Raw genomic sequence first — 13,637 nt, forward strand, 5'->3', positions numbered from 1 at the left:
CCGCATCGACCGCAAGGTTGAGGTTAAATAGTTGTGATTATCTTTGGATGGAATGTGATATGTCGGACGATAAAACTAACAATTCACGGCGCGATTTCCTGTTGAAATCGATGACTTTAATTCCCGCAGCAGTGATTGGCGGCAGTGGCGTGAGTGCGCTGACAGCTCCAATCCCGGCGGTTGCGGCAACAGACACCTCAAAACAGCCAGATTACCAACCGACTTTCTTTACGCCGGAAGAGTGGGCCTTCGTTAAAGCCGCTGTGGCGCGACTGATCCCGGCGGATGAACGCGGCCCCGGTGCGCTGGAGGCCGGCGTGCCGGAGTTTATCGATCGTCAAATGAATACCCCGTACGCCACCGGTTCTATTTGGTACATGCAGGGACCGTTTAACCCGGATGCACCGAAAGAAATGGGTTATCAACTGCCGTTGGTACCAAAGCAGATCTATAACCTGGGCATCGCAGATGCTGATGCCTACTGCAAGAAAACCGCCGGTAAACCCTTTGCTGAACTTGACGCTGCACAGCAGGATGCGCTGTTGCAGAAGTTTGAGTCCGGAGAGGCGGAATTCTCGCAGTTGCCGGCAAAATTGTTCTTCTCCTACCTGTTGCAAAACACCCGCGAAGGTTTCTTCAGCGACCCGATCCATGGCGGCAATAAAGACATGGTTGGCTGGAAGCTGATTAATTTTCCGGGCGCGCGCGCCGACTTTATGGACTGGGTTGAGCGAGGGGAACGTTATCCCTTACCTCCGGTCTCGATTCGTGGGGAGAGGGGGTAACAATGGCAACGGTAATGAAAAAAGTAGACGCGGTGATCGTCGGTTTCGGTTGGGTGGGCGCGATTATGGCCAAAGAGCTGACCGAAGCGGGCCTGAACGTGGTGGCGCTGGAGCGTGGCCCGATGCGCGATACCTATCCGGACGGTTCCTATCCGCAGGTGATCGACGAACTGACCTATAACATCCGCCGCAAGCTGTTCCAGGATCTGTCGAAAAGCACCGTGACCATTCGTCATAATACCAGCCAGACTGCGGTGCCTTACCGCCAGTTGGCGGCGTTCCTGCCGGGTACCGGCGTGGGCGGCGCGGGCCTGCACTGGTCCGGCGTCCATTTCCGGGTCGATCCTATTGAATTGCGTATGCGCAGCCATTACGAAGAGCGCTACGGCAAGAGCTTTATCCCGAAAGACATGACCATCCAGGATTTCGGCGTGAGCTACGCCGAGCTGGAGCCATTCTTCGACAAGGCCGAGAAAGTATTCGGTACTTCCGGTACCGCCTGGACCATCAAAGGCCAGAAAGTGGGTCAAAAGGGCGGCAACCCGTTCGCCGGTGACCGTTCGGACGACTTCCCGCTGCCGGCGCAGAAAAATACCTTCTCTGCCCAGCTGTTCGAGAAAGCGGCGCTGGAAGTAGGTTATCACCCGTATAACCTGCCTTCCGCCAACACCTCCGATTCCTATACCAACCCGTACGGTGCGCAGATGGGGCCGTGCAACTTCTGCGGTTTCTGCAGCGGTTATGCCTGCTACATGTATTCCAAGGCTTCGCCGAACGTCAACATTCTGCCGGCGCTGCGTATGGAAAAACGCTTTGAGCTGCGCACCAACGCTAACGTGTTGAAAGTGAATCTGACCGCCGATAAATCCCGTGCGACCGGGGTGAATTACATTGACGCGCAGGGTCGTGAAGTCGAGCAGCCGGCGGAGTTGGTGATCCTGGGGGCGTTCCAGTTCCACAACGTGCATCTGATGCTGCTGTCCGGCATCGGTAAACCTTACGATCCGGTGACCGGCGAGGGTGTGGTAGGGCGTAACTTCGCCTATCAGAACATGACCACCATCAAGGCGTTCTTCGACAAGGACGTATACACCAACCCGTTCATCGGCGCCGGCGGTAACGGTGTCGGCGTTGACGACTTCAACGCCGATAACTTTGATCATGCCAAAGAAGGCTTCGTCGGCGGTTCGCCGTTCTGGGTCAACCAGGCTGGGACCAAGCCTATTTCCGGCTTGCCAACGCCGCCAGGAACGCCAGCCTGGGGCAGCAAGTGGAAAGCGGCAGTGGCCGATGCTTATACCCACCATGTGTCGATGGATGCGCACGGTGCGCATCAGTCGTACCGCAGCAACTATCTGGACCTCGATCCCAACTACAAGAACGTCTTCGGCCAGCCCTTGCTGCGCATGACGTTCGACTGGCAGGACAATGACGTCAAGATGTCGCAGTTCATGTACGACAAAATGGCACCTATCGCCAAGGCCATGAACCCTAAACTGATCGCCGGCAGCCCGAAAAACGCCAATAGCCACTTTGATACCACCAGCTACCAGACCACCCATATGAACGGCGGGGCGGTGATGGGGGAAGATCCGAAAACCAGCGCGGTGAACCGCTATCTGCAAAGCTGGGACGTGCATAACGTATTCTCGATCGGCGCGTCGGCCTTCCCTCAGGGGCTGGGTTACAACCCGACCGGCACCGTGGCCGCGTTGGCTTACTGGTCTGCCCGTGCCATTCGCGAGCAGTATCTGAAAAAACCAGGCCCTTTGGTGCAGGCATAAGGACGGCGACTGATGAAAGCATTTGTTCCCGCACTGGTTCTCAGTGCACTGAGTTTTTCCGTATGGGCGCAGGACGCCACCGTCAGCAGCGAGCTGATCAAACGCGGCGAGTATTTGGCGCGCGCCGGTGACTGCGTGGCCTGCCACACCAACGGCAAAAGCGGTAAAGAGTTTGCAGGCGGTCTGGCGATGGAAACGCCGATCGGCACCATCTACTCCACCAATATTTCGCCGGACAAGAAAACCGGTATCGGTGATTACAGCTTCGAAGACTTTGACAATGCGGTACGCAAAGGCGTCGCCAAAAACGGCAGCACCCTGTACCCGGCGATGCCGTATCCGTCGTTTGCCCTGGTGAAAGAGGATGACATGCGCGCCATGTACGCCTATTTCATGCACGGTGTGCAACCGGTGGAGCAGGCCAACAAGGATTCCGACATTCCTTGGCCGTTGTCGATGCGTTGGCCGTTGAGCATCTGGCGCGGCATGTTTGCGCCTTCACCGGCCGACTTTGTGGCTGACACCAAAGCGGATCCGGTGATTGAACGCGGTCGCTATCTGGTGGAAGGGCTGGGTCACTGTGGCGCCTGCCATACGCCACGTAGCCTTACCATGCAGGAAAAAGCGCTGAGCAATAACGACGGCGACACCTATCTGTCCGGCAGCAATGCGCCGATCGACGGTTGGGTGGCTTCCAGCCTGCGCGGTGACAACAAGGATGGGTTGGGGACCTGGAGCGAAGCCGAACTGACGGAGTTCCTGAAAACCGGACGCAACGACAAGTCTATCGTGTTTGGTGGCATGAGCGACGTGGTGGAGCACAGCCTGCAGTATCTCAGCGATGAGGATCTGACGGCGATCTCGCGCTATCTGAAAACGCTGCCGCCGAAAGACGGCAAGCAGCAGGCGGCACCGGTCGAAGACAGCGTCGCCAAGGATCTGTGGCGCGGTAACGACAGCAAGCCCGGAGCGGCGCTGTACGTCGATAACTGCGCGGCCTGCCACCGCACCGATGGCGTCGGCTATAAACGCGCCTTCCCGGCGCTGAAGGGCAATCCGGTGGTACAGACCGAAGACGCGACTTCGCTGATTCATATCGTGCTGACAGGTAACACCACGCCGGCGGTGAAAGGGGCGGTTTCCAACATCACCATGCCGCCGTTCGGCTGGCGTCTGAACGACCAGCAGGTAGCGGATGTGGTCAACTTCATCCGTTCAAGCTGGGGCAACAGCGCCAAGCCAATCGACGCCTCAGACGTGGCCAGCGTGCGTAAAGACCGCTCGATGATCCGCGATGAGAAGGAGATGGGCAGCGCCGCTGTGCCGGAACATCCGGACGCCAACAAGTAAATCTGAAAGGGCCTCGTTCGAGGCCCTTTTCTTTTGGCCCGGCGTGCTGATTTTGGCAGCATTTTCTGCTCGTAAATCACCCTGTCAGCCGATAAAACATAGACCCGAGCCGCATTTTTCATTATCCTTTGCCGTCCTTTTAGCAGGAACAAGAGTGAAATACTGCGTTAATCCACTGATTAATATTAAAAATTCGCGGAGAAGGATATCCCGTTGAGCGCAATCGTTGTCGCTGAAGAGTAAGGTAAGCTTTCTTATGAGTACGATTTCTCCCGATTCAGGCACGCTGGCAACCGCCCAGGCTGCCAAATGGAACAAAACCGATACCGTGTGGATGTTTGGGCTCTATGCCACCGCTGTCGGCGCAGGAACCCTGTTCCTGCCGATCAATGCAGGTCTGAATGGCCCGCTGGTCCTGTTGTTGATGGCGTTGTTCGCTTTCCCGCTGACTTATTTACCGCACCGCGCATTGAGCCGCTTTGTGCTGTCCGGTTCCAGCCGTGACGGCAATATCCATGATGTGGTGGTGGAGCACTTTGGCGTGCTGGCCGGCAAAATCATCATGGTGCTGTACCTGATGGCGTTCTTCCCGATCGTGCTGGTGTACAGCATCTCGATCACCAATGCGCTGGACAGCTTCCTGATCCATCAGTTTCACCTGGCGCCGCTACCGCGTGTCTGGCTGAGCCTGGCGGTGGTGGTGGTTCTGAACCTGGTGTTGCTGCGCGGCAAAGACGCTATTGTTTCGGCGATGGGCATGTTGGTGTTCCCGCTGCTGGTGTTTTTGATGGGTATCTCGCTGTATCTGGTACCCACCTGGCAAACGGCAAACTTTGTCAGCGGCCTGGCCAACACCCAGTTCAGCAGCCCGGACCTGTGGCATTCACTGTGGCTGGCGGTGCCGGTGATGGTGTTTTCTTTCAGCCATGCGCCGATTATTTCGTCCTTCGCCTCCACGCAAAAGAGCCTGTACGGCGAGAAGGCCGAACGCCGCTGCGCGCGTATCATGCGCTACAGCTATGTGCTGATCTGCGTCACCGTCTTGTTCTTTGTCTTTAGCTGCGTACTGAGCCTGTCACATGAGGATATGCAGCAGGCGAAAGATCAAAACATCACCGTGCTGACCACGCTGGCGAACAAATTCTCCAACCCGCTGATCGCCTACCTTGGCCCAATGATGGCGATGCTGGCGATGGCCAAGTCTTATCTCGGTACTTCCCTGGGCGTGACCGAAGGGGCAACCAGCCTGATCGACGGCCTGACGCGAGCGGTTGGTAAACCCTTGAGCTCGCGAATTACGCACCGAATTTCTGCGATATCGCTGTTCCTGCTGACCTGGGCGGCGACGGTGTGGAACCCAAGTGCGCTGCACATTATCGAAACCATCAGCGGTCCGCTGATTGCAGCGATCCTGTTTATTCTGCCGATGTACGCTGTGCGTGCAGTGCCCGCGATGCGCCGCTATCGTGCGCTGAGCAACGTCTTTGTCCTGGTGATGGGCCTGATAGCGCTGTCGGCGCTGATTTACGGCCTGATTTGACCTCAGTAGCGCATCGGATTCGGTGCGCTGCTTTTTCCCTGTTCACATCCCTTTTCAATTAAGCGAAAACGCACCCGGGGTTATCTTTGATAATGGGAGCGGTTCTCATTATTATTTCCGCACTGATTTCCTACGCTAAGGAGTTTTACGTGCACCGTCGAATCACCCTGTTGGCTTTGGCCTGCGCCTGCGGTTTGTCCGCTCAGGCGATGGCGACCACTTATCCGTTAACCCTGACAGATACCTCTGGCCAGAGTCTGACCATCAAGCAAGAGCCGAAGCGCATTGTGGTGCAGGACGGGCGCGATATTCTGACGCTGGCCTTGCTCGACCGCGCCGATCCTTTCGCCCGGCTGGTGGCCTGGAATAACCTGCTCAAGAAAAGCGACGGTGAAACCTGGAAGATCCTGCGTAACAAGTGGCCGGAAGCCAACGGCATTATCGATATGGGTTTTAGTGATAAGGGCGAGGTCAACCTGGAAAGCGTGATCGCCAAACAGCCTGATCTGATGGTGGCTCAACTGCGTTCCAAGCCTTCACTGAGCCAGACTGGCGTGTTGGATAAGCTGAAAGCGCTCAACATTCCGGTGCTGTTTATCGACACCATGCTCAAGCCGGTGGAAAACACCCCGAAAAGCATCACGCTGCTGGGTGAGACCCTCAACCGCGAAAGCGAAGCGAAACAGTACACCGACTTCTATCAGCAGCATTATCAGAACATCCTGGATAAAACCAAAGCCGTCGAGCCAAAGCCGTTGGTATTTATCGAGGCAAAAGCCGGTCTTAACGGGCTTGAGTCCTGTTGTTTCACTCATTCTCACGTCGGTTGGGGGGGGATGATCGAGGCGGTGGGCGCACGTAACCTGGGCTCCGCACTGTTGCCTGGCGCAACCGGCGACGTCTCCCTGGAAAAAGTGATCAGCATGAAACCTGACGCCTATATCGTGTCCGGCTCTCAATGGGCGACCAAAACCAATGCCGCCGTGCCCTTTGGTTACGGCGTGACGCAGCAGCAGGTTGATGACGCTTTTAACCGGATGAAGCAACGCCCGGGTTTCGCCCAGGTCACGGCGGTGAAGGAGGGGCGCTTCTACGGCATTTACCATAACTTCTATAACCACCCGTACAACATCGTCGGGCTGGAATATCTGGCGAAGTTTATCTATCCGAATCAGTTCAAGGAATTGGATCCGGCAAAAACCTACAGCGAAATCCTCAGCCGCTTTACCGAAGTGCCGGAAGGTAAGGGGATATTGGGTGCGCAGGCACCGGCAGGAAAGTAAATATCGTGAAGGGCGCGGCTGATACCGCGCCCTTATTGTCAGGCCGCCGGCACGTAGGTGGAGATGATTTCCAGCACGCCGTTGATAATAAACTGCACGCCCATACACACCAGCAAGAACCCCATCAGACGCGAAATGGCTTCGATGCCGCTTTTGCCCACCAGGCGCATAATGGCGCCGGAACTGCGCAGGCAAACCCACAGGATAAAGGCAACCGAGAAGAAAATCGCCACCGGGGCCACCAGCAGCACCCAATGGGCGAAACCCAGCGTATTTTCGTGAATGCTCGATGCGGAGCTGATGATCATGGCGATAGTCCCGGGGCCAGCGGTGCTTGGCATTGCCAGGGGGACAAAGGCGATATTGGCCGAGGTTTTCTTACGCAGTTCGTTTGACTTGGTTTCCACTTCTGGCGCGTCTTCTGCGCTTTGCTGCGGGAACAACATGCGGAAACCGATAAATGCCACAATCAACCCACCGGCAATACGCAGACCGGGAATGGAAATTCCGAAGGTGTTCATCACCACTTGGCCGGCGTAGAACGCCACCGTCATGATAAAGAACACATAAATGGATGCCATCAGCGACTGCTGATTGCGTTCTTCGCGCGTCATATTGCCCGACAGGCCAAGCAACAGCGCGACGGTGGTCAGCGGGTTGGCCAGTGGCAACAGCAGCACCAAACCCAGTCCGATGGCCTGGAATAACTGCAGAATACTTGTCATAAAGCGAACTCCCTGTTTTCAGTTAAAACACGACAGCGCAACCTGATCGCCTGCCATGAAATGCGAATTGCTTCCGCAATAAGTGACTTAAAATACAATGAATTAATAAAAGGTTCTCACACCGTTAACCTGGACTGCCAGGGGGGAGCAATTCAAGGACGGCGTCGGTATTAGCGTCATCGTCGTTCACGCAATCATTGGCAATCTCCGGTGTATCCTCACATTCCATCGGCGGCTCACTCACCGCGATGGCCCGTGGATGACGGTCTGCTCCCAGATGGAGCAGGACAAAAAGAGCCGCCAGCACCAGGCAGGCGCCAACGAGTAATTTCAATAACCGGTTCATGATGCGGGGTGCTTCTCAACTCTGCCGTTAATGGCATCAGGATAGCGGGAGCCAGAGATGTTCGCCATCGCTGATTTGCGCAATGTGCAGGGAGCAAAACGCCGGCTAAACACGGACAAAGAGTACATGTATCATTAGTTAATTTTATATTTTTGATCATTAAGCCACCCCTTTTTTTATTGGATTCTATACTGATAGGGCTTTCGGGCAGTTTTACTTAATCGAAAAGCTTAAAAGGAGTTTTACTATGCAAGTGGCAAACGAATTGGCAACGGTTAAAAAAATATCGTGGGGCAGCGTAATTGGCGGGGTTATCACCGTTTTGGCGGTGTCGCTGCTGCTGTCTACTCTGGGGACCAGTCTGGGTTTTTCCATCGTCGATCCGACCTCTGACGATCCGGTCAACGGGGCCGGTACGACTGTGGTGGTTTGGTCTGCAATTTCGATCATCCTGAGCCTGGCTGCCGGTGCCTTTATTGCCGGTCGTCTGGCAGCGAATGATGGGTTAATCCACGGTTTCCTGGTTTGGGCCACCTCGCTGATTGTAGCGGCCGTGTTGGGCGCTTTGTTGGTGGGGTCTGCAGTCAAAGCTACCGGAAACGCGCTGGGGGCTATTGCCTCAACTTCCGGTAGCCTGCTTTCCGGTGCCGGGTCAGCCATTGGTAAAGGCGCTTCGGGTCTCGCGGATGCCGGCGGCAAAGTGTTTGATAAGTTGGGTATCGACACCAAGTTGGAACCCGAAAAGTTACAAGACAATGTCGTGGCGGCACTGAAAAAAAGCGATATCCCTTCATTGCAGCCGGAGTTTATGCAGCAACAGTTGGACGCGGCCAAGAGTGAAGTGGGGGACGCGGTAAAAGCGTTGGCGCTGCAGCCTGACAATAGCGATGCAATTATTCAGGATCTGGTTGCCAAATTGAAAAAACACGGTGAGGCCATTTCGCAGGACGTCGATGAGGATTCGCTCAAGAAAGCGCTGTCGGAGAATACCGATATGACACCTCAGGAAGTTGACCAGACCGTCAAAAACCTGGTGGATGCGAAAAACAAAACGGCGCAGTTGGTGAATCAGCGCTTGAATGACGTGGAAGTAAAAATTAATCAGGCTAAGCAGGAATATACAGAGCTGAAGCAAAAAGCGCGCGAGCAGGCAGCGGAAGCGGCTAAGGCCTTGTCGCATGCTGCCCTGTGGTCATTCTTCGCATTGCTGATTGGCGCAGTCATCAGCGCGTTGGCCGGCCTGTGGGGCGTTAAGACCAACAGCCGTATCGTGGTGGTGAGAGAATAACGGCGACAAGGAGTATGCCGGGTCTTACTTGCGCGTCTCAGTATCGGGATGAGAGGCCCGGATCTTCACGACGGTGAAGTGACAGCCAGGAAAGACTGGCATCCTCCCTGGCAATTTGCCGGGGATTTTTGTTTTTTATGGCCCTTTAGTGGCAAATCAGACACGAAGTAAGCCTATTCCGCATCAATTGCTACGATCCCCTTGCGCAGGTGAATACCATAGTCGCGCTTTAAATAATAACGAGTATGACTATGAAACATGATCTGCAAATTTTACTGGGAAAAATAGGCTCTTTTCTGCTTTACAGCGCATTTTTGGCTGCGCTGATGGGCTTAATGTTCATTGATGTGCACTGGTTGCATAATTTTGTCTACGAAACCTCCTTAACCGAATCGGCGCAGGAAGTGATGCTGGCCGCCATCTCAGGCTTGTTCTTGGTGGCTGCACGCCGGCAAGTTGCCTACCGGCCCGCATGGGTGCTGGCGGGAGGTTTCTTCCTTTGCATGCTGATCCGCGAGATGGATTTTGCCTTCGATATGCTGTGGCACGGTTCCTGGTTGTGGTTCGCCTTGGCGGTGACGCTTGGATGCCTGTGGTATGCGTCACGCCACATTGAGGCCACGGTGCAGGGATTGGCGCATTTCGTGACGCATCCGAGCTACGGCATGATGTGCGCAGGCCTGCTGTGTATTTTGGTATTTTCACGCTTGTTTGGCATGAATTCCCTGTGGCAAATGCTGATGCTGGATGGCTATAACCGGGTGGTGAAGAACATGGTGGAAGAGGGCTGCGAGCTGTTGGGTTACGCCTTCTGCCTGATTGCCGCGTTGGCTTACCTGAAGGATCTCCGGGCTTCCCGTTAAATCCGGGCCTGTGCCGCAGTTTATTTATCCGGAACAATTTTAGTGATACTATCCGCTTAGCCAATATGGCTGTGAAGGTATGCTTTCCATTCTGTGTACCAAGTTAGGTTTCAATCTGGCAATTGTGGGCGAGATCTGAAACCTGGCTGACTAAACCCAAACTCAATTTTCGTACTGCATGTGATCTGTCGTGTGGGTCACCACTGTAGATAAGGAATTATTAATGCCTGTTATTACTCTTCCTGACGGAAGTCAGCGTCATTTCGATCACCCTGTTTCCCCTTTGGATGTTGCCCGCGATATCGGCCCTGGCCTGGCGAAAGCCTGTATTGCCGGCCGTGTGAACGGTGAACTGGTTGATGCCGGCGATCTGATCGAATCAGACGCGCAGTTGGCTATCATCACCATCAAGGATGCCGAAGGCCTGGAAATCATGCGCCACTCCTGTGCGCACCTGTTGGGTCATGCCATCAAGCAGCTGTGGCCAGACACCAAAATGGCTATCGGCCCAGTGATCGACAACGGTTTCTATTATGACGTTGATATCGACCGTACCCTGACGCAGGAAGACCTGGATCTGCTGGAAAAGCGGATGCATGAGTTGGCCGACAAAGATTATGACGTCATCAAGAAGAAGGTTAGCTGGCAAGAAGCCCGTGACACCTTTGCCGCGCGTGGTGAAAACTACAAAGTGGCGATTCTGGATGAGAACATCAGCCATGACGACCGTCCTGGCCTGTATCACCACGAAGAATATGTCGACATGTGCCGCGGTCCGCACGTGCCGAACATGCGTTTCTGCCATCACTTCAAACTGCAGAAAACGTCTGGCGCCTACTGGCGTGGCGACAGCAAAAATAAAATGCTGCAGCGTATCTACGGCACCGCATGGGCAGACAAGAAACAGCTGAATGCCTATCTGCAGCGTCTGGAAGAAGCCGCCAAGCGTGACCATCGCAAGATCGGCAAGCAGCTCGACCTGTACCATATGCAGGAAGAAGCGCCGGGTATGGTGTTCTGGCACAACGATGGCTGGACAATTTTCCGCGAGCTGGAAGCCTTTGTGCGCATGAAGCTCAAAGAGTACCAGTACCAGGAAGTGAAAGGGCCATTTATGATGGACCGTGTGCTGTGGGAAAAAACCGGCCACTGGGAAAACTATAAAGACGCCATGTTCACCACCTCGTCGGAAAACCGCGAGTATTGCATCAAGCCGATGAACTGCCCGGGTCACGTGCAGATCTTCAACCAGGGCCTGAAATCCTACCGTGATTTGCCGCTGCGTATGGGTGAGTTCGGCAGTTGCCATCGTAACGAGCCTTCGGGTTCTCTGCATGGCCTGATGCGCGTACGCGGGTTCACCCAGGATGACGCCCATATCTTCTGTACTGAAGAGCAGGTGCGTGCCGAGGTGAACGAATGTATCCGTATGGTCTATGATGTTTACGGTACCTTTGGTTTCGACAAGATTGCGGTAAAACTTTCTACTCGCCCTGAAAAGCGTATCGGGACTGACGATATGTGGACCCGTGCGGAAGAGGATCTGGCTGCGGCGCTGACTGAAAACGGGATTCCGTTTGAATATCAGCCGGGTGAGGGTGCCTTCTACGGACCAAAAATTGAATTTACTCTGCATGATTGTTTGGATCGTGCATGGCAATGTGGTACCGTGCAGCTCGATTTCTTCTTACCTGGCCGTTTAGGCGCATCGTATGTTGGCGAAAACAACGATCGCGTGGTCCCGGTAATGATTCACCGCGCTATTTTGGGCTCCATGGAGCGTTTCATCGGTATTCTTACCGAAGAGTACGCAGGGTTCTACCCAACCTGGATTGCTCCGGTGCAGGTGGTGGTGATGAATATCACCGACAGCCAGTCTGATTATGTCCAGCAATTGACCAAAAAACTGCAGGACGCAGGGATTCGCGTTAAAGCGGACTTGAGAAATGAGAAGATTGGCTTTAAAATTCGCGAACATACTTTACGACGGGTTCCTTACATGTTGGTCTGCGGTGATAAAGAGGTCGAATCAGGCAAAGTTGCCGTTCGTACCCGCCGTGGCAAAGACCTGGGAAGCCTGGACGTAAACGAAGTCGTAGACAAGCTGCAAAAAGAGATTCGCAGCCGTAGTCTTCATCAACTGGAGGAATAAAGTATTAAAGGCGGAAAACGAGTTCAACCGGCGCGTCCTAATCGCATTAACAGAGAAATTCGCGCGCAAGAAGTTCGCCTAACCGGCGTCGATGGCGAGCAGATTGGTATTGTCAGTCTGAATGAAGCTCTTGAAAAAGCTGAGGAAGCGGGCGTTGATTTAGTAGAAATCAGCCCAAATGCCGAACCGCCAGTTTGCCGAATCATGGATTACGGCAAATTCCTCTACGAGAAGAGCAAGTCGACAAAAGAACAGAAGAAGAAGCAAAAAGTTATTCAGGTCAAGGAAATCAAATTCCGTCCTGGTACCGATGATGGCGACTATCAGGTCAAACTACGCAACCTGATTCGCTTTCTGGAAGATGGCGATAAAGCCAAAATCACCCTGCGTTTCCGTGGGCGTGAGATGGCGCACCAACAGATCGGTATGGAAGTGCTTAACCGCGTCCGTAAAGACCTGTGTGAAGATTCTGATTTGGCCATTGTCGAATCCTTCCCTACGAGGATCGAAGGCCGTCAGATGATCATGGTGCTCGCACCGAAGAAGAGACAGTAAGGCTTCCAAGTAATCGAACCCGCGCAGCGCTTGCGTTGTGTGGGTTTTATTCGCCTCACTGATTCGTTGTTTAACAATGCGAAGTGGATTTAATTAAAATGCCAAAGATTAAAACTGTACGTGGTGCAGCCAAACGCTTCAAAAAAACCGGCAGCGGTGGTTTTAAGCGTAAACATGCTAACCTGCGTCATATTCTGACCAAAAAAGCAACCAAGCGTAAACGTCACCTGCGTCCGAAAGGCATGGTGTCTAAAAACGATCTGGTCCTGGTTACCGCGTGCCTGCCGTACGCTTAAGCCATTTTTTTTGAATCTAGAATAAGACTTTAGGAGAGAGCATATGGCTCGCGTAAAACGTGGTGTAATTGCACGCGCACGTCACAAGAAAATTTTAAAACAAGCGAAAGGTTACTACGGTGCCCGTTCGCGCGTTTATCGTGTTGCCTTCCAGGCAGTAATCAAAGCAGGTCAGTACGCTTACCGTGACCGTCGTCAACGTAAGCGTCAGTTCCGTCAGCTGTGGATTGCACGTATCAACGCAGCTGCACGTCAGAACGACATGTCTTACAGCAAATTCATTAACGGCTTGAAAAAAGCTTCTATTGAAATTGACCGTAAGATCTTGGCTGACATCGCGGTCTTCGACAAAGTGGCATTCTCTGCACTGGTTGAGAAAGCGAAAGCAGCACTGGCGTAAGTCAGTTGAAGAGGGAGCTTGCTCCCTCTTTTAATCTTTAGCTTTCAGAGACAATATTGACTTTTATTGCCCGCCGCTTTATCACTGGTGGACAATCATCGACAAGGTAACGCAATCATGCACGCTGCTATTTTTCGTTTCTTCTTTTACTTTAGCGCCTGATCTCAGGAGGCTTTGCGCGTAAGAAAAGAAACGAAAAGTAGCGCCTAAGCCTCCCCTGTGGAGGCTTTTTTGTTTTTGGCCGTCTTCTGAGCCGGGTTAAAGCGTTAA

Annotated in this window: 14 protein-coding genes and 1 other annotated feature; of the genes, 12 read left to right on the plus strand and 2 right to left on the minus strand. The window is 53.8% G+C overall.

The annotated features are described in order from the left end of the window. Positions 1–59 precede the first annotated feature (59 nt). From M2407_RS06015 to M2407_RS06035, 5 genes are all read left to right on the plus strand, one after another. Entirely contained in the window at positions 60–785 is a 726-nt protein-coding gene (locus tag M2407_RS06015; RefSeq protein WP_128865382.1) for a gluconate 2-dehydrogenase subunit 3 family protein, read from the plus strand. 2 nt (positions 786–787) lie between these two features. Next, positions 788–2,569: a GMC family oxidoreductase gene (locus M2407_RS06020; protein ID WP_259217104.1), complete on the plus strand. Its 1,782-nt coding sequence runs from the start codon at positions 788–790 to the stop codon at positions 2,567–2,569. A gap of 12 nt (positions 2,570–2,581) precedes the next feature. After that, complete coding sequence (locus M2407_RS06025) at positions 2,582–3,919, plus strand: cytochrome c (RefSeq protein WP_048762668.1); 1,338 nt, start codon at positions 2,582–2,584, stop codon at positions 3,917–3,919. A 256-nt stretch (positions 3,920–4,175) separates the two neighbouring features. Beyond that, a complete protein-coding gene (locus M2407_RS06030) occupies positions 4,176–5,459 on the plus strand; it encodes a septum site-determining protein (RefSeq protein ID WP_020826575.1) in 1,284 nt (427 codons plus the stop codon). Positions 5,460–5,608: 149 nt separating this feature from the next. Next, positions 5,609–6,742, plus strand: a complete 1,134-nt coding sequence (locus M2407_RS06035) for an ABC transporter substrate-binding protein (RefSeq protein ID WP_046375047.1) — start codon at positions 5,609–5,611, stop codon at positions 6,740–6,742. Positions 6,743–6,780: 38 nt separating this feature from the next. On the opposite strand, the gene M2407_RS06040 is transcribed toward M2407_RS06035, so the two are convergent. Both M2407_RS06040 and M2407_RS06045 read right to left on the minus strand, forming a co-directional pair. Further along, a complete protein-coding gene (locus M2407_RS06040; RefSeq protein WP_020826577.1) occupies positions 6,781–7,467 on the minus strand; it encodes a MarC family NAAT transporter in 687 nt (228 codons plus the stop codon). 124 nt (positions 7,468–7,591) lie between these two features. Continuing rightward, positions 7,592–7,813: a hypothetical protein gene (locus tag M2407_RS06045; protein WP_130015634.1), complete on the minus strand. Its 222-nt coding sequence runs from the start codon at positions 7,811–7,813 to the stop codon at positions 7,592–7,594. 247 nt (positions 7,814–8,060) lie between these two features. Between M2407_RS06045 and M2407_RS06050 the strand changes: the two genes are divergently transcribed. The 7 genes from M2407_RS06050 to pheM all read left to right on the plus strand — a co-directional run bounded on the left by M2407_RS06050 (position 8,061) and on the right by pheM (position 13,529). Next, entirely contained in the window at positions 8,061–9,101 is a 1,041-nt protein-coding gene (locus M2407_RS06050; RefSeq protein WP_130015635.1) for a PspA/IM30 family protein, read from the plus strand. Between the two features lie 251 nt (positions 9,102–9,352). After that, a complete protein-coding gene (locus M2407_RS06055; protein WP_259217108.1) occupies positions 9,353–9,964 on the plus strand; it encodes a hypothetical protein in 612 nt (203 codons plus the stop codon). A gap of 223 nt (positions 9,965–10,187) precedes the next feature. Further along, on the plus strand, positions 10,188–12,116 hold the full coding sequence (gene thrS, locus M2407_RS06060; protein WP_041414516.1) for a threonine--tRNA ligase: 1,929 nt from the start codon (positions 10,188–10,190) through the stop codon (positions 12,114–12,116). 3 nt (positions 12,117–12,119) lie between these two features. Next, the gene (gene infC / locus M2407_RS06065) at positions 12,120–12,671 is read left to right on the plus strand and encodes a translation initiation factor IF-3 (protein WP_013812633.1); all 552 of its coding nucleotides are present in this window, start codon (positions 12,120–12,122) and stop codon (positions 12,669–12,671) included. A gap of 98 nt (positions 12,672–12,769) precedes the next feature. Beyond that, complete coding sequence (gene rpmI, locus M2407_RS06070) at positions 12,770–12,967, plus strand: 50S ribosomal protein L35 (RefSeq protein WP_004931418.1); 198 nt, start codon at positions 12,770–12,772, stop codon at positions 12,965–12,967. Between the two features lie 43 nt (positions 12,968–13,010). Further along, entirely contained in the window at positions 13,011–13,367 is a 357-nt protein-coding gene (rplT, locus tag M2407_RS06075) for a 50S ribosomal protein L20 (RefSeq protein ID WP_020826620.1), read from the plus strand. Positions 13,368–13,480: 113 nt separating this feature from the next. Beyond that, positions 13,481–13,603: a sequence feature (Phe leader region), on the plus strand. After that, positions 13,485–13,529: a pheST operon leader peptide PheM gene (pheM, locus tag M2407_RS06080; RefSeq protein WP_121626058.1), complete on the plus strand. Its 45-nt coding sequence runs from the start codon at positions 13,485–13,487 to the stop codon at positions 13,527–13,529. Its footprint overlaps the feature before it by 45 nt. Positions 13,604–13,637: the final 34 nt, after the last annotated feature.

It is taken from the genome of Serratia sp. BIGb0234 (genome assembly GCF_024809915.1).
Classification (GTDB): Bacteria; Pseudomonadota; Gammaproteobacteria; order Enterobacterales; family Enterobacteriaceae; genus Serratia; species Serratia liquefaciens.